This window comes from Streptomyces sp. NPDC040410 (assembly GCF_055595715.1).
In genome coordinates, this window is record NZ_JBVIVK010000018.1 from 1 (window position 1) to 25,387 (window position 25,387).

General features: G+C 71.1%; 14 protein-coding genes and 2 pseudogenes. 5 read left to right on the forward strand and 11 right to left on the reverse strand.

Annotated elements, in window-relative coordinates; translation table 11 throughout:
• The coding region (locus ACZ562_RS29330) for a maltotransferase domain-containing protein (RefSeq protein WP_471185123.1) at nt 1-680 on the reverse strand (680 nt) is incomplete at its 3' end.
• A gap of 210 nt (nt 681-890) precedes the next feature.
• A pseudogene (locus ACZ562_RS29335) lies at nt 891-2,095 on the reverse strand (S8 family peptidase).
• Between the two features lie 282 nt (nt 2,096-2,377).
• On the opposite strand from ACZ562_RS29335, the gene ACZ562_RS29340 reads away from it, so the two are divergent.
• Nucleotides 2,378-4,996 (forward strand): glycosyltransferase family 1 protein, encoded by a 2,619-nt coding sequence (locus ACZ562_RS29340; RefSeq protein WP_471185125.1) that lies wholly within the window; start codon nt 2,378-2,380, stop codon nt 4,994-4,996.
• Between the two features lie 201 nt (nt 4,997-5,197).
• Here the strand turns inward: ACZ562_RS29340 and ACZ562_RS29345 are convergent, their stop codons facing one another.
• From ACZ562_RS29345 to glgX, 9 genes and pseudogenes are all read right to left on the reverse strand, one after another.
• The gene (locus tag ACZ562_RS29345; protein ID WP_471185127.1) at nt 5,198-5,707 is read right to left on the reverse strand and encodes a DUF1990 domain-containing protein; all 510 of its coding nucleotides are present in this window, start codon (nt 5,705-5,707) and stop codon (nt 5,198-5,200) included.
• A gap of 26 nt (nt 5,708-5,733) precedes the next feature.
• Nucleotides 5,734-9,417 carry a hypothetical protein gene (locus ACZ562_RS29350; protein WP_471185129.1) on the reverse strand — a complete coding sequence of 1,228 codons (3,684 nt, stop codon included), beginning with the start codon at nt 9,415-9,417 and terminating at the stop codon, nt 5,734-5,736.
• A gap of 28 nt (nt 9,418-9,445) precedes the next feature.
• Nucleotides 9,446-9,790: a trypco2 family protein gene (locus ACZ562_RS29355; RefSeq protein ID WP_471185132.1), complete on the reverse strand. Its 345-nt coding sequence runs from the start codon at nt 9,788-9,790 to the stop codon at nt 9,446-9,448.
• Nucleotides 9,791-9,979: 189 nt separating this feature from the next.
• Nucleotides 9,980-11,647, reverse strand: coding sequence for a M4 family metallopeptidase (locus ACZ562_RS29360; RefSeq protein WP_471185134.1), 1,668 nt, complete (start codon nt 11,645-11,647; stop codon nt 9,980-9,982).
• Nucleotides 11,648-11,953: 306 nt separating this feature from the next.
• On the reverse strand, nt 11,954-13,999 hold the full coding sequence (locus ACZ562_RS29365) for a M4 family metallopeptidase (RefSeq protein WP_471185137.1): 2,046 nt from the start codon (nt 13,997-13,999) through the stop codon (nt 11,954-11,956).
• A 440-nt stretch (nt 14,000-14,439) separates the two neighbouring features.
• Nucleotides 14,440-14,641: pseudogene (locus ACZ562_RS29370) on the reverse strand (ABC transporter ATP-binding protein); the annotation flags it as partial.
• Nucleotides 14,642-14,663: 22 nt separating this feature from the next.
• Entirely contained in the window at nt 14,664-16,529 is a 1,866-nt protein-coding gene (locus tag ACZ562_RS29375; protein WP_471185139.1) for an ABC transporter ATP-binding protein, read from the reverse strand.
• Complete coding sequence (locus ACZ562_RS29380; RefSeq protein WP_471185141.1) at nt 16,526-18,322, reverse strand: ABC transporter ATP-binding protein; 1,797 nt, start codon at nt 18,320-18,322, stop codon at nt 16,526-16,528. Before ACZ562_RS29380 ends, ACZ562_RS29375 begins: the two co-directional genes overlap by 4 nt.
• Before the next feature lie 255 nt (nt 18,323-18,577).
• Complete coding sequence (gene glgX / locus ACZ562_RS29385; protein ID WP_471185144.1) at nt 18,578-20,830, reverse strand: glycogen debranching protein GlgX; 2,253 nt, start codon at nt 20,828-20,830, stop codon at nt 18,578-18,580.
• A gap of 151 nt (nt 20,831-20,981) precedes the next feature.
• On the opposite strand from glgX, the gene ACZ562_RS29390 reads away from it, so the two are divergent.
• The 4 genes from ACZ562_RS29390 to ACZ562_RS29405 all read left to right on the forward strand — a co-directional run bounded on the left by ACZ562_RS29390 (nt 20,982) and on the right by ACZ562_RS29405 (nt 25,372).
• A complete protein-coding gene (locus tag ACZ562_RS29390) occupies nt 20,982-22,208 on the forward strand; it encodes a L,D-transpeptidase (protein WP_471185146.1) in 1,227 nt (408 codons plus the stop codon).
• Between the two features lie 162 nt (nt 22,209-22,370).
• Nucleotides 22,371-23,654: a L,D-transpeptidase gene (locus ACZ562_RS29395; RefSeq protein ID WP_471185148.1), complete on the forward strand. Its 1,284-nt coding sequence runs from the start codon at nt 22,371-22,373 to the stop codon at nt 23,652-23,654.
• A 74-nt stretch (nt 23,655-23,728) separates the two neighbouring features.
• Entirely contained in the window at nt 23,729-24,496 is a 768-nt protein-coding gene (locus ACZ562_RS29400; RefSeq protein WP_471185150.1) for an enoyl-CoA hydratase/isomerase family protein, read from the forward strand.
• 372 nt (nt 24,497-24,868) lie between these two features.
• A complete protein-coding gene (locus tag ACZ562_RS29405; RefSeq protein ID WP_471185153.1) occupies nt 24,869-25,372 on the forward strand; it encodes an ATP-binding protein in 504 nt (167 codons plus the stop codon).
• Nucleotides 25,373-25,387: the final 15 nt, after the last annotated feature.

The following is a 25,387-nucleotide window of genomic DNA, read 5'->3' on the forward strand; positions in this document are numbered from 1 at the left end:
AGCAGCTCAAGCGTCGGCGACGCGGTGACCAGCTCCCGCAGCGGATACCGGGCCAGCACCGCGTCCACCTCCGGCGTCAACGCCGCCGCAAGGCGCGCCGCCGCCGGGCGGGTCTCGTCCCGCAGGGCGTCGACGGCGGAGCTGAGCACCTCCCGCGCGCGCCCGTTCCCGGGGACGCCCGCGGCCGCCCGTTCGTACAGCCGCGCGCCCTCCTCCAGGACGAGCTCCGTGTCCATTCCCGCCGGGATCTTGATCTCGGCGTGGTGCCGCCAGGTGGTGACCGGGTCGCCCCAGGCCTCCACGGCATACGTCCAGCGGCCGGGTTCGCCGACGGTGACGGTGGCTCCCCAGCGGTCGGTGCCGGGGGCCAGTTCCCGCATCGGGGTCCACGGGCCGGTCCGGCCCTTCGGATCCTTCAGTACGACGTTGGCGGCGACGGCGTCGTGTCCCTCGCGGAACACGGTGGCCGAGATCTCGAACGTCTCGCCGGTGACCGCCTTGGCCGGCCTTCGCCCGTGGTGGACGACCGGCCGGACATCGAGGACGGGTATGCGCCCGATGCCTGCGGTGTCGCCCGCGGAGGGTGGCTCCGGGGCCGGCCGGCCGGGGTGGACCTCGCGCACGGGAGGCGCTTCGGTACTGGATGTCGGGGGTGCTGACGAGTGGTGCGTGGCGGGCATGACCGCTCCTGTCCGCGTCAACGTGGGTGGGCGGATGGCTGTGGGGAGGTGGGTCCTGCTTGATGCTGCTGTGAAGTACCTGAGAGGTGTACGGGGGAACCTTCCCACCCTATTCGGGTGGGCAATCCGGCACTTTGTTAACTACTCACGCGTATGTCTGCACACAAGACCGGCCCCGTTCAGGAGGAACAGGGCCGATCTCGCACTTTGTCATGACAGGCCCGCTACCTGCAGAAGTTTGTTCGGTGATCCGAGCCCCTGGCCGGACACCTTGCCGGATACGGCCTCGGCGACGAGCGCCCGGGAAACCCGGGCGGGTGTCGCTGCGGATGGCCGGCCAGGTAGAGCGCGGCCGCGCCCGCCGCGTGCGGCGCCGCCATCGACGTACCGGAGTAGGTCACCCGGCCGGTGTCGCTCGCGTAGGACGCCGACGTGATGGCGACGCCCGGCGCGAACAGATCGAGGGCGGAGCCGAAGTTGGAGAAGGCTGCTCTGGCGTCCTTCCTGCCGGTGGCGCCGACGGTGATCGCCTCCTGCACGTCCGCGGGCGAGTAGAGGGCGGCCGCCGTGCCGTCGTTGCCCGCCGCGACGGTGTACGTGACGCCGGACGCGATGGAGCCGCGCACCGCGGCGTCCAACTGGGCGTTGTGGAAGCCGCCCAGGCTGAGGTTGGCGACCGCGGGCTTCCGCGCGTGCCTGGTGACCCAGTCGATGCCCGCGATGACCTGCGCGGTCGTGCCCGCGCCGGCGTTGTCGAGGACGCGTACGGACACGACCCTCGCCTTCTTGGCGGCGCCGTACTTCGTGCCCGCCACGGTGCCGGCGACATGCGTGCCGTGGCCGTTGCCGTCCCCCGCCGACCTGTCGTCGCCGACGAAGTCCCAGCCGTGGCTCGCCCGGCCGCCGAAGTCCTTGTGGGTGATCCGGACCCCGGTGTCGATCACGTACACCGTGACCCCGGCGCCCCCGGACTCCGGCCAGGTGTACCTGCCGTTCATCGGCAGGCTCGGTTGGTCGACCCGGTCCAGGCCCCAGGACGGCGGGTTCTTCTGCGTGTGGTCGAGGGTCACGCGGGTGTCCTGGACGACGGAGGCGACCCGGGAGTCCGCCGCGAGCAGCTTCGCCTGTCGCTCGTCGGCTCTGACGGCGTAGCCGTTGAGCACCGTGCCGTAAGTGTGGCTGATTCTTGCCCCGTACCTCTCGGCGAGGCTCTTACCGGCCGCCGACGGAGCCCTCGTTCCCCCCTTGAGAGTCACCAGGTAACTTCCGCTGACGGAGCCGGGCAGTCCGGCGCCGAGTACCCGCCCCTCCGGTGCGGCCTGCGCGGGCAGGGTGATGACCGAAAGCGCCGCGGCACACACCACCGCGGTCAGGCCCCCCGCCCGGCGCAGACGCCGTGTTCGCGTCCGTGCCATGGTGTGAGTTCCCCTCCTCGACTCGGCGTACGCGGGTCGCAGCTCCCGGTGCACCAGGCGCGGCCGCTACGCCACTGGGCAGCCTCTCGTGCGGTGTGAAGCATTCACAAGAACGCGTACGGGGTGGAATCGGCCATATCGGATCAGTAGTCGCCGGTCGACACCGCATCGACACCCGCAAAACGCGCCATGGTTCACGAGCCCGCACACCGATACCGTCGAAGGTGACGACGAGACGCACAGCGCGGTGCGTCCTCTTCCGCACGCCTGGAGAGGTGGCAAGTGAAGGCGATCCGTCGATTCACCGTCCGTCCTGTTCTCCCCGAACCCCTCAGGCCGCTCAGTGACCTGGCCCGGAATCTGCGCTGGTCCTGGCACGCGGAGACCCGTGACCTCTTCCAGTCCGTCGACCCCGAGCGCTGGGCCGCCTCCGAGGCCGATCCCGTGCGCCTCCTGGGCAGCGTGCCGCCCGGGCGGCTCGCGGAGCTGGCCGAGGACCGCCGCTTCCTGCGCCGCCTCACCGCGGTCGTCGACGACCTGAAGGACTATGTGACCGGCGACCGCTGGTACCAGGACCAGCGCGCCGGGCTGCCCGCCGCCGTCGCCTACTTCTCGCCCGAGTTCGGCATCACGGCCGCCCTGCCCCAGTACTCCGGCGGCCTCGGCATCCTCGCCGGCGACCATCTCAAGGCGGCCAGCGACCTCGGCGTACCGCTGATCGGCGTGGGGCTCCTGTACCGCCACGGCTACTTCCGCCAGACCCTGTCCCGGGACGGCTGGCAGCAGGAGCACTATCCGGTCCTCGACCCCAACGAGCTGCCGGTGGCCCTGCTGAAGGAGCCCGACGGCACCCCGGCGCAGGTCTCCCTCGCCCTGCCCGGCGGCAGGGCGCTGCACGCCCGCGTGTGGCTGGCCCAGGTCGGCCGCGTTCCGCTGCTGATGCTGGACTCGGACGTCGAGGAGAACGACCTCGGCGAACGCGGGGTGACCGACCGGCTCTACGGCGGCGGCAGCGAGCACCGGCTGCTGCAGGAGATGCTGCTCGGTATAGGAGGAGTGCGCGCCGTACGGACCTACTGCCGGCTCACCGGCCACCCCGCGCCCGAGGTCTTCCACACCAACGAAGGACACGCGGGCTTCCTCGGCCTGGAGCGCATCGCCGAGCTGTGTGACGAGGGGCTGGACTTCGACGCCGGGCTGGAGGCGGTCCGCGCCGGGACCGTCTTCACCACCCACACCCCCGTCCCCGCCGGTATCGACCGCTTCGACCGTGAGCTCGTCGCCCGCCACTTCGGCCCCGACGCCGAACTCCCGCGCATGGACGTCGGACACATCCTGAACCTGGGCATGGAGACCTATCCCGACGGCGAACCCAACCTCTTCAACATGGCCGTGATGGGCCTGCGCCTGGGCCAGCGCGCCAACGGCGTCTCCCTCCTGCACGGCCAGGTCAGCCGGGAGATGTTCTCGGGCCTTTGGCCGGGCTTCGACCCGGCCGAGGTGCCGATCACCTCCGTGACGAACGGTGTGCACGCCCCGACCTGGGTCGCGCCGGAGGTCTTCCGGCTCGGCGCCCGGCAGATCGGGGCCCAGCGCACCGAGGACGCCATGACCGTCGGCGGCTCGGACCGCTGGGACTCGGTCGCGGAGATCCCCGACCAGGACATCTGGGAACTGCGTCGCAGCCTGCGCGAGCAGCTGGTGACGGAGGTACGCGAGCGGCTGCGCGCCTCCTGGCGGCAGCGCGGCGCCGGCACCGCGGAGCTGGGCTGGATCGACGGTGTGCTCGACCCCGACGTCCTCACCATCGGATTCGCGCGCCGCGTCCCGTCGTACAAGCGGCTGACGCTGATGCTCCGCGACCGCGACCGGCTCATGGACCTGCTGCTGCACCCGGAGCGGCCGGTCCAGATCGTCGTCGCGGGCAAGGCGCACCCCGCGGACGACGGCGGCAAGCGGCTGGTGCAGGAGCTGGTTCGGTTCGCCGACGACCCACGCGTCCGCCACCGGATCGTCTTCCTGCCCGACTACGGCATGGCGATGGCGCAGAAGCTCTACCCGGGCTGTGACATCTGGCTGAACAACCCGCTGCGGCCGCTGGAGGCGTGCGGGACGTCCGGCATGAAGGCGGCCCTCAACGGCTGCCTCAACCTCTCCGTCCTGGACGGCTGGTGGGACGAGTGGTTCCAGCCGGACTTCGGCTGGGCGATCCCCACGGCGGACGGCGTCGGAACGGACCCCGACCACCGCGACGACGTCGAGGCCGCCGCCCTCTACGACCTGCTGGAACAGCGGGTGACCCCCCGCTTCTACGAGCGCGGCCAGGGCGGCCTGCCCGACCGCTGGATCGAGATGGTGCGCCAGACCCTCTCCCTGCTCGGCCCCAAGGTGCTGGCGGGCCGCATGGTCCGCGAGTACGTCGAGCGGCTCTACGCGCCGGCCGCCCTCGCCCACCGCTCGATGGACTTCGACTCGGCGCGCGAACTCGCCGCCTGGAAGGCGCGGGTGCGTTCGGCCTGGCACGGGGTGAGCGTCGACCACGTCGAGACGTCCGCTGCGACGGCCACCGCGGAACTCGGTACGACGCTGGCGCTGCGGGTGCTCGTGGCCCTCGGCGAACTCGGCCCGGACGACGTCGAGGTCCAGGCGGTGTCGGGCGCCGTCGACCCCGAGGACCGCATCGCCGACGCGGCGACCGTCCCGCTGAAGCCGGCAGGCGGCCCCGACCACGAGGGGCGGTGGGCGTACGAGGGCCCGCTGTCCCTGGAACGCACCGGTCCGTACGGCTACACGGTCCGCATCCTGCCCGCCCACCGACTGCTGGCTTCCAGTGCCGAGCTGGGACTGGTGGCGGTGCCTTCGGAGGAACTGGTCGAGGGGGCCGGGGTGTTGATGCGCTGAGGCGCGCGGTAGCCCTCCGCGAAGACAGGGCGGGCGCGATCTTCGCCCGCCCTTGGCGACTGCCGTACCAGCCCGGTACGCCGCCCGCTGGGCATCGAGGACAGCGATGCCGATCTCGGGGCGGCCCGGGAACGGGCCTGTAACGTGCTGCGGGACAGCACGCGCGGGCGACGCCTGTCTGACCGCCGCACCAGAGGCCGGTCACGGCGAGTCCAACCCGGCGCACAGCTTCCGCAGCACGACCCCGCACCGACGCGCGTACGCCTGCTGCAGGCCCCGTGTTGCCGGTCCGCCCGCCCGGGAGTACCACTTCGCGGCGCGGCTGAAGGCGGAGACGGTCAGCCAGACCGTGCCGTCGCCCGTGCGGTCCACGACGAACGACTCCTCGCCGCACTCCGGGTGTCCGGTCAGCGTGCCGTACGCCCACCCGGCGCGGCGGAATTCCTCCACCGTCCACACCACACGGCAGGGCGCCTTGATCACGCCGGCCAGGGTGACGGTGACATCCACGTCGAGAGCCGCGCGGTCCGCGCTCGCGTCGATGCCGACGCCCATCGCCCGGTGCATCTCCCAGGCGAGGACGGCATCGGCGGCACGGTGGAAGACCTCCTTGCCCTCGCCGATGCGGGTGCGCACGTGCAGGGGGTGGAAGCCCGGCGGACAGAAGCCGGCCTCACGGGTCGCGCCGACGTGGTCGTACGTGAAGGACATGGGCAACAAGAGTAGGGCGGTGCCGGTCAGCGATCGCCGTCAGGTTCCGGCGGGGAGAGCGCGTCCACCAACTGCTGCAGCACCGGCTCGAGATCGAGGAACGGGTAGGCGTCCGATTCGGACATCTCCAGTTCCTGTGTTTCGGGGTCGAAGTCGACCTTGATGACGTCGCCCTTCCGCAGGAGCTTGCGGGACGCCCGCTGATCACGTGTCTGCTTGTCCACGTAAGAGACATGGCCGACCTGCGGCACCACCAACTCCATCCCGAAGCGCGGCAGTCTCCTGGGCCTCTTCGGCTTGGCGGCCCGGACCTCCGGCGGCAGGTCGGCCGGTTCCAGTGGCAGGTACTCCGGTGGGCCGCCGGTCAGGTACGGCGGCAGACCGCCCTTCGGTGAAGCGCCGGTCTTCCGGTACACCCGCACCCTGATCCCCGCCCACTGGCACAGCCGCGCCCAGCACCGCGGCCAACGGGTCTGCCGCAACTCGTCCCGCCACTCACGGTCGCGGCGCGGTGCCGCCAGCAGGTTGGCCTCCCGATGCAGTGCTTCCCACCACTGGATTCCGGCCCCGGCGTCCCAGGCCAGTTCCGCGGCCTCACGCAATGTCACCTCGACGGTCCTGCCGAACTCGTCGGGCTGTTCCTCGGCCAGTTGCCGGTACAGGAGCAGTGCCCGGAACGCGCTGCGGACCGCCTCCTCGCGCTGACGCCTGCTGAGCACACCGGCACGGGTCCGCAACACGCGGGCCAGCAGCGGCCGGTGGATGGTGGGCTGATCCTCCACCAGTTTCAGCGTCACCCGCAGGCACTCGTCGATGACCTGGACGGCGCCGGCCGCGTAGCGGCCCAGCTGTGTCATCTCCAGGGCCTGGTTGTGCAGCGACTCCACCAGGCTGGGCAGATAGGCGTCCGGATGGGCCTGGGCGAGCCGTCGGCGGATCAGTACCGCCTCGGTCACGTTCTCCAGGGCCTTCTCGCTCGGAGAGCGGCGGTTCGCGAGGTTGTGCAGCGCTCCGGCGAGAAGGGCCAGATTCTGACGGGTGGGGCGGTGGTGCACCACTTGTTCGAGGATGTCCACGGCCTCCCGGCCGGCGACGAGCGCTTCCGCGGTCAGGCCCCGCGAGGCGAGCACGACGGACAGGTTGCTCAGGGCCTGGCCGAGCCGGGCCCAGTGTTGCGGAAGCACTTCGGCCGAGGACGGAGCGGCCGACTCCTGGTCCGCCACCAGCCGCCGATTGACCCGCACCGCCTCCACGCAGTCCACCAGAGCCTCGCGGAACCGCCCCAGGTCCAGAAGGGCGGCCCAGCGCACCCCCAGGGACTCGGCGAGCAGCGGCAGATACCGTGCGGAGTCGTGCCGCAGAAGCGCCCGGTAGAGCCGCACCGCCCGGCCGCTCGACTCCACCGCCTCCGGCCAGCGCCGCACGGAGCTCAGCCGGACCGCGAGATTGTGCTCGGCGCGCGCCAGATCCGCGCGCACCAGGGGAGGAGCAAGTGCCAGGTCGCCGCCGGCCAGGCGGGCCCGGCGGCGGTGCGCGCGGGCGAGTTGCTCCGCGATGTGCAGCGCCTGCTCGCCGAGCAGGCGGCTGCGTTCCGGCACCGCCATGTGCAGGGTCTCCAGCAGGTCCGGCGGAAGGTCGCGCCGCGCCGCCAGCCGGCGAAGCGCGTGCAGCAGGAAGCCGGGGTTCTCCGAGCGCCCCGCGACGACGACGGCGGGCACGGCCAGCGCCGCGGGGTGGGCGACGATCAGCCGCTCCGTCCGCTTCGGCAGGTCGGGGCAGGGGAGGTTGTCCTGGGCCGCGGCCCGGGCCAGCACGGTCAGGGCCCGCTCGGCCTCCCGGGCCCGCAGCCGCGGCAGCAGCCGGGCCAGGAGGTCGTCGTTCTCCCGGACGCGCAAGGCGACCTGGTACTCGCCGAGCAGGTCGGGCTCCAGAGCGCCCAGGTAGGAGCCCTCGGGCGGCGGGTACAGCTCGTGCAGCCACTCCGCCGCCGCCCCGCTTCGGTCCCCCGTCAGTCCGGGCAGCAGCGACAGCAGTTCCCGGGCGCGCTCGGGCTCGGAGGCGCGGGTCAGGGTGGCCACCGCCACCGCATCGGCCAGCACGTTGTCGCGGAGGCCCTTCAACTCCGGCCAGGAGCCGGCGGTGCGCGTCCAGTAGTGCTGTTCGTGAGCGAGAAGTTCCGCCTGGACCTCCTGGTTCCCGCCCTTGTTCGCACCGTTGTTCCCGCCCCTGTGGAGGCCGGGCTGAGTGCGGTCGTCGGTCCGGTCGTTGCCGACCTGGCGGTCTGCCGACTTCAGCAGCTCCAGCAGGGCGCGCATGTGCAGATGGAGCGCGGAGCCGTTCTCCGTGTCCCGGTACGGCCGAGCCACGACGGAACGCGCGACGGCGGTCCAGTCGACGGACGCGTACTCCTTCAGCTTCTTCAGCTCGGTCAGCCCGGGAAGCCGCCTGGCCAGGGCGGTCGCGGCCTCGCGGTACATGCGCTCGCGTTCCTCGTACGTCGTGGCGAGCTCCCGCAGCTCGACGGGGTGGGCCCCGCTGAGGACGGCCGCGCTGCGGGGTGTCGCGCCCGGGAGCTGCTGCCACCACTCGCCCGCACTCCGCGCGATGAGCACGAGACGCACCGCATGATGGCCGCCGCGCGCCTCCAGCGTCTCCAGAACGTTGCCCACCAGCTCGGGGCTGGTCTCGGCGTAGTCCATGACGAGCAGCATCCGCCGGTCGACCTCGGTGAGCGCGCGCAACCCGCGTACCAGTTCCGCACGGCCCGCCGCGTCCGACTCGTGCAGCTGCGCGGTCACCCAGCCCTTGGCTGCCATCCGCGCGGACAGCTCGCGGGCGATGCGGGTCTTGCCCTGACCACCGGGCCCGGTGATCAGCCGGGTGGCGAGCCCCTCGCCCTCGGCGGACCATTCCTGGAACTCCCTGAGCTCCTCCGCCCGGCCGGTGAAGGGCACCGCCTCGGCCTGCGGCCGCAGCAGCTCCGAAGGCAGCCGTGGGGCCCGACTGGGCACCGCCGGTTCGCACAGCGGCTCCAGCTCCACCGCCTCGGCGACGGGAACGTAACCGAGGTGGGTTTCCAGCAGCTTCGACAGCTCCCGTTGCCGCAGCAGCACGTGGGCGGGTACGGCCTCCAGCTTGCCGTGCCGCCAGTGTGCCGAATCCACGACGATCACGCCGCACAGCATCCCGACGCACCACAGGGCGGATCCGGACAGCCCGCTCCACGGGGACTCGCCCAGTTCCTCCGGCGCCCGGTCGACGCTGAGCACCCAGCGTTCGCCGATCATCCGGTCGCCGGGGCTGACCGTCCCGGCGACCTGAGCCGTCTCCAGTCCCAGGAGCCGGGAGCTCTGCACCCGGGCGAAACCCACCGTCTGGGCGGGCTGCCCCGCCCGAAGGGTCACGAACTGACCGAACCGGACAGGGGAGTCCGTGATGTCATGCGGCCAGTGTTTCCGGTCGATCCGCAGCACGGCCGCGTCGAGACCGGCCGGGCGGCCGTCCCAGGCGACGGCGGCCGGCACGAGCCCGCGTACGGTGAGGAACTGCACCTGCACATGCACGTGGGCCGTGGCGGCGGCGGCTCCCTGTGGCTGGAGGGCGTGGCCCGCCGTCAGTACGAGACCCGGTGCGATCACACAACCCGAACTGACGCGAGGGTGCTTGCCCTGGAGGCTTGTGCGCACCGCGGTCAGCCGACTTCTGTTCATGCCGTCCGGCCTTCGTCCGAGTGAGCGCTCAGGACGGTCGCGGCGGAACGAACAGGGACCCCGCCTCGTCCACGGCAGCGGGTTCGTCGTCCCGGGAGATCTCCACCGCGGAGCCGTCGGCGCGTTTCGGGGTGAGGGTCAGCGAGACCTTGTGGGTGCGGGTGCGCCCGGCCTTCGCTTCCGCGCCGGCCGATACGACCCATGCCTGGAACCCGGTCTTTGCGCCGACCTCCTTGCGCAGCTCGACCGTGAACTCCATGCCGACCGGGCCCACCTCGAAGCGGAGATCCTCGTGCGTCCCGGCGGCTGCGGCACGCAGCAACTCGTCGCGGACGAGTCTTACGGCAGCGGCCAGTTCCAGCTCCTCGGGCATTCATGTCCCCCATTGCCGACGCGGAGAGAAAACACCAGCGGTGTCAGGTGGACAGAGTGCCAGAACGACCGCCGCCGGGACAGGCGAGTTGCGCGATTTCCGCCCTGATGACCGCAACCGGCGGCGGGCGGTCCGCCGGAACACCGTGCGTTCCGGCGGACCGCCCTCGGTCACTCGGCGTGCCGTCGTTCAGCCGACGTTGACCGCCGACCAGGCCGCCGCGACCGCCTTGTACTCGGTGCTGCCGGAGCCGTACAGGGCCGCCGCCGCGCTCAGCGTGCCCGTGCGGGCCGCCTTGTAGTCGGTCGTCGACGTGAAGTAGGCCGTCAGCGCCTTGTACCAGATCTGCAGAGCCTTCGCGCGGCCGATGCCGGTGACCGTGGAGCCGTTGTACGTCGGGGAGTTGTAGCTGACCCCGTTGATCGTCTTCGATCCGCTGCCCTCCGAGAGGAGGTAGAAGAAGTGGTTCGCGACGCCGGACGAGTAGTGCACGTCGAGGTTGCCGACGCTGGAGGACCAGTAGTCGGCGGAGCCGCCGTCCTTGCTGGGCTTGTCCATGTAGCGCAGCGGGGTGCCGTCGCCGTTGATGTCGATCTCCTCGCCGATGAGGTAGTCACCGACGTCGTTCGAGTTGGCCGCGTAGAACTCCACGCCCGTGCCGAAGATGTCCGAGGTGGCCTCGTTCAGTCCGCCGGACTCGCCCGAGTACTCCAGGCCCGCGGTGTTGGAGGTGACGCCGTGGCTCATCTCGTGGCCGGCCACGTCCAGCGAGGTGAGCGGGTTGACGTTGCCGTCGCCGTCGCCGTACGTCATGCAGAAGCAGCTGTCGTCCCAGAACGCGTTGACGTACGCGTTGCCGTAGTGGACGCGGGAGTAGGCCGCCGCACCGTTGTTCTTGATGCCGCTGCGCCCGAAGGTGGACTTGTAGAAGTCCCAGGTGGTCGCCGCGCCGTAGGCGGCGTCGACGGCCGCGGTCTGGTCGGTGGTCGAGCTGGAGGCCGCGCCGGTGCCCCATGTGTCGTCCGCGTCGGTGAACAGGGTGCCGGCGGACGAGGACGACGTGTGCTTCTTGTTGTACGTCTTGTGGCCGCCGCGCGTGGTGTCGTACAGCTGGTAAGTCGAGCCCGACAGGTAGGTGTTGAGGCTGACCGTGCCCGAGTAGAGGCTCTTGCCGGTGCCGGTCTCGATGCCCTGGTACTCGTAGAGCTTCTTGCCGGTGGCGGCGTCGGTGACGACGTGCAGCTCGTTCGGGGTGCCGTCGTCCTGCAGGCCGCCGACGATCGTCTCGTAGGCCAGGGTGGGCTTGCCGTCGCCCGCCCAGACGACCTTGCGCGGGGCCTGGTCGGCGGCGGTCTTCTCGGAGCCCGCGGCCTTCGCGGCGGTCAGCGCCTGCTTCTCCGCCTTGGCCGCGGCGATCTGCGGCTTCACGGAGGCGACCTTGATGGTCGCCTTGACCGCCTTGGTCACGCTTCTGGTCGCGCCGGCCGCCGGCTGGTGGACGACCAGGTCGCCGCCGAGGACGGGGAGGCCCGCGTAGGTGCGCTCGTAGCGGGTGTGGAGGGTGCCGTCGGCGTCCTTGACGACGTCCTTGACGACCAGTTTCTCCTTGGTGCCGAGGCCTATCTCCTGTGCGGTGCCGGCCGCGTCGGCCTGCTGCTTCTTGATGAGCGACGTGCGCGCGGCCGTGGACAGCTGTACCGGGGCGCCGGCGGGGCCGGCCGCCTTGGCGGTGGAGTCCGCCGGTACCTGGGCGGTGGCGGCGGTGGCGGTCAGGCCGGTGGTGAGCAGGGCTCCGGCGGCGACGGCGGTCGCGATGGCCAGAGTGGTGCGCTTGTGACGCGCGTAGAGGGGGCTCACGCAAGCTCCTTTGTGGGGGAGTCCGGCGGGCGTGGGGTTGCCCGGCGGAGCGATCTGAAGTTGCTCAAGCGGCGTGAGGGAAGACTGTCATCAGGTCGCGTACATGTCAGGACTGCGAAGTGATGTTGGCTCAAAATCGACTACCGGGTGAACGTTGCCGGAATGTAAACAGACCCGGCCTCGGTACTGCCCCGGCCAAGCGGGCAACCGGTACCGGCACGGTCATGGCGACAAGAGGGCGCCGCCCCGGGAGGTCGAACCTCCGGAGCGGCGCCCTGCCGGGGCCCAGCGCCCTGACCGTGCGGGCTACGGGAAGGTGAGCTTCCAGCTGTTGATGTACCCGGTGTCCTGTGCCGCCTGGTCCTGGACCTTCAGCTTCCAGGTGCCGTTGGCGACTTCGGAGGACGCGTTGACCGTATAGGTCTCGTTGACGTTGTCCGCCGAGTCCGAGGAGCTGAAGCTCTTGAGGCGGTACGCCGTCCCGTCCGGGGCCACCAGATCGATGACCAGGTCACCGCGCCAGGTGTGCACGATGTCGACCGCGACCTGAAGGTTCGTCGGCGCGTTGCCCGTCCGTCCGGACACGGTGATCGACGACGTGACCGCCGCACCATTGTCCGGAATCGACACGTCGCCCGTGTTCTCGAAGGAGGTGCCGCCTCCGCCGCCACCGGGGCGAGCTCCGACCGCCACGCCGGCCCAGGCGTTCTGCACCGCCGTGTACTCGGCGGAGGTGGTGCCGTACAGCTCACCGGCCGCCGCCAGGGTGCCGGTGCGGGCGCCCGCGTAGTTGGTGGTGGACGTGAACTTCGTGGCCAGTGCCCGGAACCAGATCTTCTCCGCCTTGTCCCGGCCGATGCCCGTCACCGGAAGTCCGTCCGAGGTGGGCGAGTTGTAGGTGACACCGTTGATCGTCTTGGTGCCGCTGCCCTCGCTGAGCAGGTAGAAGAAGTGGTTCGCCGGGCCGGACGAGTAGTGCACGTCGATCGACCCGATGCCGGAGTACCAGCTGTCCTTGGACGAGCCGTCCTTGCTGGGCTTGTCCATGTAGCGCAGCGGGGTGCCGTCGCCGTTGATGTCGATCTCCTCGCCGATGAGGTAGTCACCGACGTCGGAGGAGTTGTTGGCGTAGAACTCGACCGCCGTGCCGAAGATGTCGGAGGTGGCCTCGTTCAGTCCGCCGGACTCGCCGCTGTAGTTGAGGCCCGCGGTGTTGGAGGTGACGCCGTGCGTCATCTCGTGGCCGGCCACGTCGATCGAGGTCAGCGGGTGGGTGTTCCCGGACCCGTCGCCGTAGGTCATGCAGAAGCAGCTGTCGGACCAGAAGGCGTTGACGTACGCGTTGCCGTAGTGGACCCGGGAGTACGCGCCGACGCCGTCGCCGCGGATGCCGCTGCGGCCCTGCACGTTCTTGTAGTAGTCCCAGGTGAGCGCGGCGCCGTAGTGCGCGTCGGCGCCGGCCGTCTCCGAGTTCGAGGGGCTGCCGTTGCCCCACACGTCGTCGGAGCCCGAGAAGAGCGTGCCGGTGCCGGAGGTGCCGCGGTTGAGGTTGTACGTCTTGTGGCCGCCGCGCGCGCCGTCGGTCAGGTTGTACGTCGACCCGGACTGCGTGGTGCCCAGCGTCACCGTGCCGCTGTACATGGTGTTGCCGGTGCCGGTCTCGATGCCCTGGTACGCGTAGAGCTTCTTGCCGGTGGCGGCGTCGGTGACGACGTGCAGCTCGTTCGGCGTGCCGTCCTCCTGGAGGCCGCCGACGACCGTCTCGTACGCGAGGGTCGGTGTGCCGTTCGCCGCCCAGATCACCTTCCGCGGCGCGCGGTCGGTGTCCGGCGACTCGGCGCCCGCCGAACGCGCGGCGGACAGGGCCTGCTTCTCCGCCTTGGCGGCGGGCAGCGCCGCGGTGGTGGTGGCCGGCTTGATGGCGGCCCGGGTGGCCTTGCGGACGGCCTCGGTCCGGCCCGACTCGGCGGTGTCCACGATGAGGTCGCCGCCCAGGACGGGGAGGCCCGCGTAGGTGCGCTCGTAGCGGGTGTGCAGGGTGCCGTCGCCGTCCTTGACGACGTCACGGACGACGAGCTTCTCCTTGGCGCCGAGGCCCAAGTCCTTGGCGGTGTCCGCCTTGGCGGCGTCGGCGTCGCGGATCAGCGCGGCACGCTGGGCTGGGGACAGCCTGACCGACTCCGAGCCCGGTATCACCTTGCCCGTGGCCGACGGTGCCTTCTCCGGGGCGGCGGTGGCGGCGCCGGACTGGACGGCCGCGGCGATCAGGGCGGACACGCCGACGAGGGCGACGGCCGCGGTCTTGCGGTACGGGGTGTGGGAGGTGCGTCTGCGAGAGGAACTGCTTCTCAACACTGACTCCTTCTGCGTGGCCGCGGGTCGCGCGGCCAGGGGAGACCGGACGGCGGGTGGGCAGTCCGGGCAGAACGGGGCGTTGCGCGGAACCACATGCAAGGAAGGTGCGACCGCGGCCCAGCGGTGGAGCCGTGGGGTTGCTGAGGGGCGGCCGTGGGAAGCGTGCCAGGAGATCGCACTTCCTGTCAGGAGCGCGTCAGAAAATTGGCCGGAAAATTTCCGTTGTCCGGTCGTCCATGTTCGATATACGGACCATTCTGCTGGTCGTCGGCGGCCGTCGACGGCCGTGAGCGGACGACTCGGCCGGAGGCCCGCCGCTCCCCGTGCCACGAGTGCACAGCGCCGCGTACGCGCCGCCCGCCGCCACCAGCTCCTCGTGCGTGCCGAGTTCGGTGAGCAGCCCGTTCTCCATCGCGGCCACGGGGCCGGCGTCGTGTCAGCGCCCCGGAGCCGCCGGGCTCAAGGCCGTCGTCGCTGGCCCGGGCCATCAGGTACGGCGTCGCCGCCGGCAGCACCATCCAGCTGCTCCCGGCAGCGCCCCGGCCGCCGATCCGCCCGGCCGGCACGCGACCAGCCGTCACAGACACCGGTGCCGCCGCGGCAGTCGGGCGTCCCGGGGTCCTCGTAGGCGTCGATCATGAGCCGTTGTCCCCCCGGTCGTTCACGCCAGGCTGTCCCGCCAGGCCCGGTGCAGATCCGCGAACCGGCCCGTGCCCGCGATCAGTTCGTCCGGGCTGCCGTCCTCGACGATCCGCCCGTGCTCCATGACCAGGACCCGGTCGGCGATCTCGACGGTCGACAGCCGGTGCGCGATCACGACCGCCGTCCGTCCGCGCAGCACCGTCGCCATCGCCCGCTGCACGGCCCGTTCGCCCGGGATGTCGAGCGAACTGGTCGCCTCGTCGAGGATCAGCACCGCCGGATCGGCGAGCAACGCCCGGGCGAAGGCCACGAGTTGCCGCTGACCGGCCGAGATACGGCCGCCCCGCTTGCGTACGTCCGTGTCGTAGCCGTCGGGCAGCGCGCTGACGAAGTCGTGCGCGCCGATCGCCTTCACGGCCTGCTCGATCTCCTCCCGGGTCGCGTCCGGGCGGCCGATCGCGATGTTCTCGGCGACCGTGCCGGAGAACAGGAACGCCTCCTGCGTCACCATGACCACCCCGCGCCGCAGTTCGGGCACGGTGAGCTCGCGCAGGTCGACGCCGTCGAGGAGGACCCGGCCGTCGGAGGCGTCGTAGAACCGGGCGAGCAGCTTGGCCAGCGTCGACTTGCCGGCGCCGGTCGAGCCGACCACCGCGACCGTCTGCCCGGCCGGGATCGTCAGGTCGAAGCGGGGCAGGACCTCGCCGCCGGTGCGGTAGGCGAACCGGACCCCGTCGAAGACGACCTCGCGGCCGGGGTGCTCCGACTCCAGCGGCGGAAGCTCCCGGGGAGCCGACGGCTCGGGCACGGACGGCGTCTGCGCGAGCAGCCCGGCGATCTTCTCCAGCGAGGCCGCCGCCGAATGGTACGAGTTCAGGAACATGCCGAGCCGGTCGATGGGGTCGTACAGCCGGCGCAGATACAGCACCGCGGCCGCCAGCACGCCCAGCTCCAGCGAGCCGGCCGCCACCCGCTGGGCCCCCCACAGCACGATCACGGCGACAGCCGTGTTGGCGACCAGCCGGGAGCCCGTGACATAGCGGGCCATCTCGAGGAGCGCGTCGCCGTTGGTCCGCTCGTGCCGCCGGTTCAGGACCCGGAAGCCGGCGTCGTTGACGGCCTCGCGGCGGAACGCGCGCACTGGCCGGATGCCGTTCATCGTCTCGACGAACTTGACGATGACGGCGGCGATGGCGGTGGACCGCAGCCGGTACACCCGCCCCGCGCGCCGCCGGTAGACCCGGACGAGGAGGTGGAGCGGCACGAAGGACGCCACCGCGACCGCGCCGAGGCCCAGGTCCAGCCAGAGCAGCATCGCCGAGATGTAGACGAAGGACAGGACGACCGTGACCAGCTCCTGGAGCCCTTCATCGAGCAGCTCGCGCAGCGACTCGACGTCCGTCGTGGAGCGGGAGATGAGCCGGCCCGAGGTGTAGCGCTCATGGAAGTCGATGCTGAGCGCCTGCGCGTGACGGAAGATCCGGCCGCGCAGGTCCAGCAGCACGTCCTGGTTGACGCGGGCCGAGGCGAGGATGAACGCGTACTGCAGCGCCCCGGAGGCCACCGCGCACAGCAGGTAGGCCACGCCCACCGCGACCAGCGGCCCGCGATCGGCGCGGCGGAACGCGGGGACGGCGCTGTCGATGGCGTACGCCACCAGCAGCGGGCCCGCCTGGACAGCCGCCTGCTGGAGCAGCAGCAGGAGCGTGGTGACGGCGACTCGGGCCTTCATCGGGGCGAGCAGAGAGCGCAGGAGAGCAGCGGTGGCGCCCGGGGCAGTGGGCAGGACGTCACGGTCGAAGGGGTCGCCGCCCGCGGAGCCGTGGGGGCGGGGCAGGTCCTGTTCGTCGCCGGGGGCGGTGGCGGACGTGGTGGGCGCGGTCATCGCTCGTCCTCCTGCTTCCCGGACTCCTCGCCGGACATGAGATGGGCGTACTCGGCGTTCGTGCGCAGCAGTTCGTGGTGGGTGCCCACGGCGGCGACGCGGCCCTCGGAGAGCAGGGCCACGCGGTCGGCCAGCAGCACGGTGGACGGGCGGTGCGCCACGATGAGGGCGGTGGTGTCCGCGAGGACGTCCCGCAGCGCGGCCTCGACGGCGGCCTCCGTGTGGACGTCCAGCGCGGACAGCGGGTCGTCGAGCACGAGAAACCTCGGCCCGCCGACGACGGCTCTGGCCAGCGCGAGGCGCTGCCGCTGTCCGCCGGACAGGCTCAGTCCCTGCTCGCCGACCTGGGTGTCCGTGCCCTGCGGAAGAGCGTGCGCGAAGTCCGCCTGGGCGACGGCCAGCGCGCGGTGCAGCTCCGCCTCGCCCGCGTCGGCGCCGGCGCCCATGAGCACGTTGTCGCCGACCCCGGCCGAGAAGAGGGTCGGTTCCTCGAAGGCGACGGCGACCAGGGAGCGCAGCTCCTCGCGGGACATGGCGGTGATGTCCTGCCCGTCCAGCGTGATCCGGCCCGACGTCACCTCGTGCAGGCGGGGGATCAGGGCGGTGAGGGTGGTCTTGCCGCTGCCGGTGGCGCCGACGAGGGCCATCGACTCGCCGGGCCGGATGTGCAGGTCTACGCGGTCGAGGACGGGCGGGGAGTCGCCGGGGGCATCGGGGTAGCGGAACGTGACGCCGCGGAAGCGGAGCCCGCCGTCCCGCTCGGCCGCGGCCGCGCCGGAACCCGTCGGCTCCTCCGGCTCCGCGTCCATCACCTCGAAGTACCGTTCCGTGGCCGTCGCCGCCTCCTGGCTCATCGCGAGCAGGAAACCGATCGAGTCCACGGGCCAGCGCAGCGCGAGTGCCGTAGACAGGAACGCCACCAGCGTCCCCGCCGACAACTGCCCGTCGGCCACCTGTACCGACCCCAGCACCAGCGCAGCCCCGATCGCCGCCTCCGGCAACGTCACGATGACGCCCCAGATCGTCGCCAGCAGCCGCGCCTTGCGCAGCTCCGTCCCCCGCAGCGTCCGGGACAGCTCCCTGAACGCCCGCGCCTGACTGCGGTGCCGCCCGAAGCCCTTGATGATCCGGATCCCGAGCACGCTCTCCTCGACGACCGTCGTCAGGTCGCCCACCTGGTCCTGCGCGCGCCGCGCCACCTCGGCGTACCGCCGCTCGAAGATCACGCAGGTGACGATCACGGGGAGCGCGGGACCGAGGATCACCAGGCCGAGTGCCCAGTCCTGGAGCAGCATGATGACCACACCGGCGAGGATCGTCACGCCGTTGACCAGCAGGAACGTCAGCGGAAAGGCGAGGAACATGCGCAGCAGCATCAGGTCCGTGGTGGCGCGGGACAGCAACTGTCCCGAGGCCCACCGGTCGTGGAAGGCGACCGGCAGCCGCTGCAGATGCCGGTACAGATCCGCCCGCATCTCCGCCTCGACGTGCGACAGCGGCCGAGCCACCAGCCACCGCCGAAGCCCGAACAGCAGCGCCTCCGCGAACCCGAGCAGCAGCAGATACAGCGCGCCCAGCCAGACGCCCGCCGGATCGCGGTCGGCGACCGGCCCGTCCACCATCCACTTCAGGACGAGCGGGATCACCAGCCCCAGACACGACGCGACGATCGCGACGAACGCCGCGGTGAACAGCCGCACCCGCACCGGCCGGACGTACGGCCACAGGCGCAGCAGCGTGCGTACGGCGGAACGGCCGGCCTGGTCCTCGGCGGTTGCACGTGTCGTGGGCATCAGGGGCGAGCCTACGGATTGCCGCTGACGGCGCCCACCGAGTTTTGGCCGGACCCGCATCGGCCGCTGGTCCTACGACCTGCGTGTTCGAGGGGTCGTACGTCCGCCGCCACCGAGGGACGCAGGTGCGGCGGAGACGGCGACCACACGGTGAGGACGTGGGCGGCCGGGCTGCCGTACACCGCAATGCCGGCCACGTGGGGTCACCCCCGTAGTCACGGATGGCGCGGCGCGCCCTCCTCGACGTGCCGGCTCTCAGCCCACCCGGAGCAGCAGCACCGCCCGGGCCGGCACCGTGATCGCCGCCCCCGCCCGGTGAACCGGACCCGGCGCCTCCCCCTGCTCCTCGCGCGAGGTGTCGACGACCACCTCGTACCGTTCCGCCCAGGGCGGCCCCGGCAGCACGAAGCTCGCCGGCCGGTCCCCGGCGTGCAGGACGGCGAGGAAGCTGTCGTCGAGGATGGGCGCGCCCCGTTCGTCGCGGCCCGGGATGTCCCGCCCGGACAGATACATGCCGAGCGTGGCCGCGGGCGCGTACCAGTCCCGTTCCGTCATCTCCGTGCCGCGTGCGGTGAACCAGGCCAGGTCCCGCAGTCCGTCCGCCGAGTGCGCCCGCCCGGAGAAGAAGGCCCGGCGGCGCAGCACCGGGTGCCGATGGCGCAGCGCGATCAGCCGGGAGGTCAGGTCGAACAGGGCCTTCCAGCCCGGTTCCTCCAGCAGCCCCCAGTCCAGCCAGCTGATCTCGTTGTCCTGGCAGTACGCGTTGTTGTTGCCGCGCTGCGTCCGCCCCAGCTCGTCGCCGGCCACCAGCATCGGCACGCCCGTCGACAGGAGCAGCGTGGTCAGCAGGTTCCTCAGCTGACGCCGCCTGAGTGCCCGTACCCGCTCATCGTCCGTCTCGCCCTCGGCTCCGCAGTTCCACGAGCGGTTGTCATGGGAGCCGTCCCGGTTGCCCTCGCCGTTGGCCTCGTTGTGCTTGCGCTCGTACGACACCAGGTCGCGCAGGGTGAAACCGTCGTGCGCCGTGACGAAGTTGACCGACGCGTAGGGCCTGCGCCCGCCCCAGGCGTACAGGTCGCTCGACCCCGACAGGCGGTAGCCGAGATCCCGCACGTCCGGCAGGGCGCCCCGCCAGAAGTCCCGTACCGCGTTGCGGTACCGGTCGTTCCACTCCGTCCACAGCGGCGGAAAGGCACCCACCTGATAGCCCCCGGAGCCCACGTCCCACGGCTCGGCGATCAGCTTCACCCGGCGCAGCACGGGATCCTGCGCGATCACCGCGAGGAACGGGGAGAGCATGTCGACGTCGTGCATGGAGCGGGCCAGCGCCGCGGCCAGGTCGAAGCGGAAGCCGTCCACGCCCATCTCCGTCACCCAGTACCGCAGCGAGTCCGTGATGAGCCGCAGCACATGCGGCTGGACGACGTGCAGGGTGTTCCCGCAGCCCGTGTAGTCCGCGTACCGCCGGGCGTCCGACTGCAACCGGTAGTAGCCCCGGTTGTCGATGCCCTTCAGGGACAGCGTCGGGCCCAGCTCGCCCGCCTCCGCGGTGTGGTTGTAGACCACGTCGAGGATGACCTCGATCCCGGCCGCGTGCAGCGCGCCGACCATGCGCTTGAACTCGCCGACCTGCTGGCCGGTGGTGCCGGAGGCCGCGTAGGCGGCGTGCGGGGCGAAGTAGCCGATGGAGTTGTAGCCCCAGTAGTTCTTCAGTCCCCGGCGCAACAGGTGGTCCTCGTGGGCGAACTGGTGCACCGGCAGCAGTTCCACGGCCGTCACGCCCAGCTTGACCAGGTGCTCGATCGCCGCCGGGTGGGCGAGGCCCGCGTAGGTGCCCCGGAGTTCCTCGGGGATGTGGGGATGGAGTTTGGTGAATCCCCTGACGTGCAGCTCGTAGATGACCGAGTCCGCCCAGGGCGTCTTCGGCCGGCGGTCGTCCGTCCACTCGTCGTCGGGCGCGTCGTCATGGACGACGACGCCCTTCGGGACGTACGGCGCCGAGTCCCGGTCGTCGCGCACGGTGTCCGCGACCTGTTGCTGAGGCCAGTCGCGCACATGCCCGTACACCTCCGGCGGCAGGCTGAAGTCGCCGTCCACCGCGCGTGCGTACGGGTCCAGCAACAACTTCGCCGGGTTCCAGCGGCCACCGGTCCACGGATCCCAGCGGCCGTGCACCCGATAGCCGTACCGCTGCCCCGGCATCACGCCCGGCACGAAGCCGTGCCAGATCTCGTGCGTCAGCTCGGTCAGCCGGGCCCGGGTCTCCCTGCCGCCCTCGTCGAACAGACACAGCTCCACCGACTCCGCCCCGCCCGCCCACAGCGCGAAGTTGGTGCCCGCCACCCCCTCCGGGCCGACCCGGAAACGGGCGCCCAGCGGCATCGGCCCACCCGGCCACACCGGCACGCCCGGCGCCTTGTGCCGCGCGCCGTTCACGACGGCGGCAGGGCGCCCGTCCTCGGCGGCGCGCCCCTCGGCCACCGCCTCCTGCTCGGCTGCGCTGGACACCGTTCAGCCTCCCACGGCTCGTGGGACGACCTGAATGGCGCGCACGGCGTCCCCGCCGCGGCTCCCCGTCGCGTCGTCCTCCCCACTGTTCTGCCCAGACCTTGGGTCGCACTCACGTTTCCCCAGGGCGGGCCCGGTCGTTGGGCCCCTCGTGAGGCATCCACAAGGGCGCGCACGGCGCGCGAGGGCAGCACTGGCCGCCGTACTGACATGGGCAGGACTGCTGGCCGGAGCCGCCGGCTGCACCGCGGACGGCACGAGCGGCTTCGACCGGCTGTTCGGCAAACCCCCGGCACCCGAGGACGTGATCCGCATCTCACCGGACGACGGCAGCAAGGGCGTCCAGCCCCGCCGGACGCTCCGGGTGGAGGTGCCCAGCGGGCGCCTGGAGTCGGTGAAGGTGGTCAAGTACCAGGACGCACAGGAGTTCTTGGTGCGCGGGCACCTCTCCGAGGACGGCCTGCGCTGGGAGCCAGACGGGGCCGGACTCGCAATGGCCGCCAAGTACACGGTCGACGCGGTGGCCCTGGACGGCCACGGGCGGCGCTCCGCACGGCACACCACCTTCACGACGCAGGTCCCCGACGAACGCTTCGTCGCCTACGTCACCCCGGAGAACCGCTCCACGGTCGGCACCGGAATGATCGTGTCCCTGGAGTTCAACCGGGAGATCGAGAACCGCGCCGCGGTCGAGCGCGCCGTCCGGGTGACCGCGCAGCCGCCCGTCGAGATCCGCCCCCACTGGTTCGACGGGGCCCGCCTCGACTTCCGCCCCGAGCGGTACTGGAAGCCCGGCACCAAGGTCACCGTCTCCCTGCGCCTGAGGGACGTCGAAGGGGCGCCCGGGATCTACGGACTCCAGTACCGGACCTTCTCCTTCACCGTCGGCCGAAGCCAGGTCTCGTTGGTCGACGCGGCCAGGCACACCATGGAGGTGCGGCGCGACGGCGCTCTGCTCGCCACCGTGCCGATCACGGCCGGCGCCCCCAAGACCACCACGTACAACGGCAGGATGGTCGTCACCGAGATGCTCGAGGTGACCCGTATGAACAGCCGCACGGTCGGCTTCGGCGGCGAATACGACATCAAGGACGTCCCGCACGCCATGCGCCTGACCGACTCCGGCACCTTCCTGCACGGCAACTACTGGGCGCCGGACGCCCCCGGAAACGCCAATGTCAGCCACGGCTGCGTCGGGCTCAGGGACGAGAAGGGCGGCGGCTCGGACACGCCCGCGGGCTGGTTCTTCGACCGCAGCCTCGTCGGCGACGTCGTCGAGGTCGTCCACAGCAATGACAAAAAGGTCGCTCCCGACAACGGGCTCGGAGGGTGGAATATGGGCTGGAAGGAGTGGAAGGCGGGCAGTGCGGTGAAGTAACCCGACAGGGGGGCGGGTTACTCCTACTTTCCGTTGAAGTTGGGACTGAACGGTGACAATCATGAGGCCCCGACGCCCTTGGCCTTGTGGTTAATATGCGCCGAGCGCGCGGGAGACGCGCCGGGGCTCGGGCCTGGCCAGGCCCGGCGAGGGGAGAGGGACTTGAACGTGCGACCGATATCGGGGGCGTCGGTTGACGCGCGCCGGAGTGAGCCGGGGCGAACGACCCGGAGGAAGGCGCGGAGCGGCAGGACGCTGCTGGCGCCGACGCTCGGGGTGCTGCTCCTTGCCGTGACCGCGTGTGGCGGGGGCGGCGGCTCGGATTCCGGGTCCGCAGGCGAGGGCAACGGCAAGGGCAAGGACTCCGGCACGGCGCAGAGCGGGCAGTCGGAAGCCGTCGTCTCCATCGCCCCCGAGGACGGCGCGAAGGCCGTCGACACCAGCGGCGCTCTCAAGGTCGGTGCCACCAAGGGCAAGCTGACCGAGGTCGTGGTCAAGGACGCCAAGGGCACCGAGATAGCCGGGAAGATCGCCGCCGACGGGGCGAGCTGGAAGCCGTCCACGCATCTGGCCGCGTCCACCAAGTACACGGTGCACGCGGTCGCCAAGGACTCCGGTGGCCGCGCCGCGGCCGAGGACTCCAGCTTCACCACCCTGACCCCGCAGAACACGTTCGTGGGAACCTTCACCCCCGAGGACGGCTCCAAGGTCGGCGTCGGAATGCCCTTCTCGATCCGCTTCACCCGGGGCATCACCAGCCCCGACGCCGTCGAGAAGGCGATCAGGATCAAGACGGAGCCGGCCGTCGACGTCGAGGGTCACTGGTTCGGCAACGACCGCCTCGACTTCCGTCCGGAGAAGTACTGGAAGGAAGGCACCAAGGTCACCGTGGAACTCAGCCTCGACGGTGTCGAGGGCCGCGACGGCGTCTACGGCGAGCAGTCCAAGACCGTCTCCTTCACCATCGGCCGCAACCAGGTCTCGGTCGTCGACGCCGCCAAGCACACGATGAAGGTCATGCAGGACGGCAAGGTCGTCAAGACCATCCCGGTCACCACCGGCAAACCCGGCTACGACACCTGGAACGGCCAGATGGTGATGAGCGAGAAGCTCACGGTCACCCGTATGAACGGCGAAACGGTCGGCTACGGCGGCGAGTACGACATCAAGGACGTCCCGCACGCCATCCGCCTGACCACCTCCGGCACCTTCATCCACGGCAACTACTGGGGCGGCGGCGCGTTCGGCAACTACAACGCCAGCCACGGCTGCGTCGGCCTGCGCGACGTGCGCGGCGGCTACGACAGCGGCGTGCCGGCCGCGTGGTTCTTCAACCACTCGATGGTCGGTGACGTGGTCGTCGTCAAGCACTCCGACGACCGGACCGTGGACCCGGACAACGGTCTCAACGGCTGGAACATGTCCTGGGAGAAGTGGACGGCGTAAGCACTGCCGACCCACGGACCGGTGTGACGGAGCGCACCGGGTCCGTTGTCGTTAGTGCCCGTTAACCTGCCTGCATGACCGTGAATCTGGAAGTCGCCGAAGGCGTCGGCGTCCTGCGCCTCGACCGCCCGCCCATGAACGCGCTGGACGTCGCCACACAGGACAGGATCAAGGAGCTCGCCGAAGAGGCGGGCCGTCGTGACGACGTACGCGCCGTGGTGATCTACGGCGGGGAGAAGGTGTTCGCCGCAGGCGCGGACATCAAGGAGATGCAGCTCATGGACCACACGGCGATGGTCCTGCGCGCCCGGGCCCTGCAGGACTCGTTCACGGCGGTGGCCCGCATCCCCAAGCCGGTGGTGGCCGCCGTCACGGGGTACGCGCTGGGCGGCGGCTGCGAGCTGGCGCTGTGCGCGGACTTCCGGATCGCCGCGGAGGGCGCGAAGCTGGGCCAGCCGGAGATCCTGCTGGGCCTGATCCCGGGCGCGGGCGGCACGCAGCGCCTGTCCCGCCTGATCGGCCCGTCGAAGGCGAAGGACCTGATCTTCACGGGCCGCATGGTCAAGGCCGACGAGGCGCTCGCGCTGGGTCTGGTGGACCGGGTCGTCCCGGCCGACGAGGTGTACGCGCAGGCGCACGCCTGGGCGGCGAAGCTGGCGCAGGGCCCGGCGCTCGCGCTGCGCGCGGCGAAGGAGTCGATCGACACCGGCCTGGAGACGGACATCGACACGGGCCTGGCCGTGGAACGGAACTGGTTCGCGGGCCTGTTCGCGACGGAGGACCGTCAGCGCGGGATGCGGAGCTTCGTGGAGGAGGGGCCGGGAAAGGCGAAGTTTCTCTGAAGATCGCCGGATCCCGCTGATCTGCATCGCATCCCTCGGAATCCCTCTGTGTCCCTCTGAATCCCTCTGCGTCTCTCTGCGTCTCTCTGCGTCTCTCTGAATCCCTCTGAGCCACTTGCAATTGACGCGATGTCTGATCCGGGTCCCTCGATGGGGCGGTTTATGGGAACCTTAAGTCAGCCTTAAGCCTGCCTTGTCGAGGGAGCCGGTCGATTGCCTCCAAGTGACCCGTCGCCGCAGGCCAGATGGGCTGTTGAGGGCTCCGATGTGCCTTTGGCATATGCCGATCGAATCGGGCGGAATGACGGGTTCCGGGGGGCGTATTCCCGAGGAACGCCCCCGGCGGGCAGTCGCGGCGGCCATGATGGGGGCATGGCGGGGCTGGAGGGTAGCGAACAGCCGCGGGGACACGGCCGTCCGACGGCGGCGCGCTGGTCGCCTGCGGTCGAGGACGAACACGCTCTGAAGGCACTCGAGTTGTTCGGCAATCCGACGGAGACGGAGGTACCGCTGCCGTCCCGCCCCGAATCCGCCGCCACGGCCCGCCGACTGGCTCAGGTGGTGGTCCTGCGCCAGTGGGGACTCACTCCGAAGCTGACGGAAGACGCGGTCTTACTGGTCTCGGAACTGGTCGGCAACGCCGTACGCCACACCGGCGCCCGCGTCTTCGGCCTCCGCATGCGCCGCCGACGCGGCTGGATCCGCATCGAGGTCCGCGACCCCTCCCGAGGGCTGCCCTGTCTGATGCCGGTCCATGAGCTGGATGTCAGCGGCCGGGGCCTCTTCCTGGTGGACAAACTCTCCGACCGCTGGGGAGTCGACCTGCTGCCGCGAGGCAAGACGACCTGGTTCGAGATGAGAGTGGCGGACCGCTAGACCCGCTAGACCCGC

What these genes read in the sequence shown, in the direction of transcription:
- ACZ562_RS29345 (WP_471185127.1), bottom strand. Translation starts at nt 5,707, where the DNA reads ATGTCCTTCACGTACGACCACGTCGGCGCGACCCGTGAGGCCGGCTTC.
- ACZ562_RS29350 (WP_471185129.1), bottom strand. Translation starts at nt 9,417, where the DNA reads ATGAACAGAAGTCGGCTGACCGCGGTGCGCACAAGCCTCCAGGGCAAG.
- ACZ562_RS29355 (WP_471185132.1), bottom strand. Translation starts at nt 9,790, where the DNA reads ATGCCCGAGGAGCTGGAACTGGCCGCTGCCGTAAGACTCGTCCGCGAC.
- ACZ562_RS29375 (WP_471185139.1), bottom strand. Translation starts at nt 16,529, where the DNA reads ATGACCGCGCCCACCACGTCCGCCACCGCCCCCGGCGACGAACAGGAC.
- ACZ562_RS29380 (WP_471185141.1), bottom strand. Translation starts at nt 18,322, where the DNA reads ATGCCCACGACACGTGCAACCGCCGAGGACCAGGCCGGCCGTTCCGCC.
- ACZ562_RS29400 (WP_471185150.1), top strand. Translation starts at nt 23,729, where the DNA reads ATGACCGTGAATCTGGAAGTCGCCGAAGGCGTCGGCGTCCTGCGCCTC.
- ACZ562_RS29405 (WP_471185153.1), top strand. Translation starts at nt 24,869, where the DNA reads ATGGCGGGGCTGGAGGGTAGCGAACAGCCGCGGGGACACGGCCGTCCG.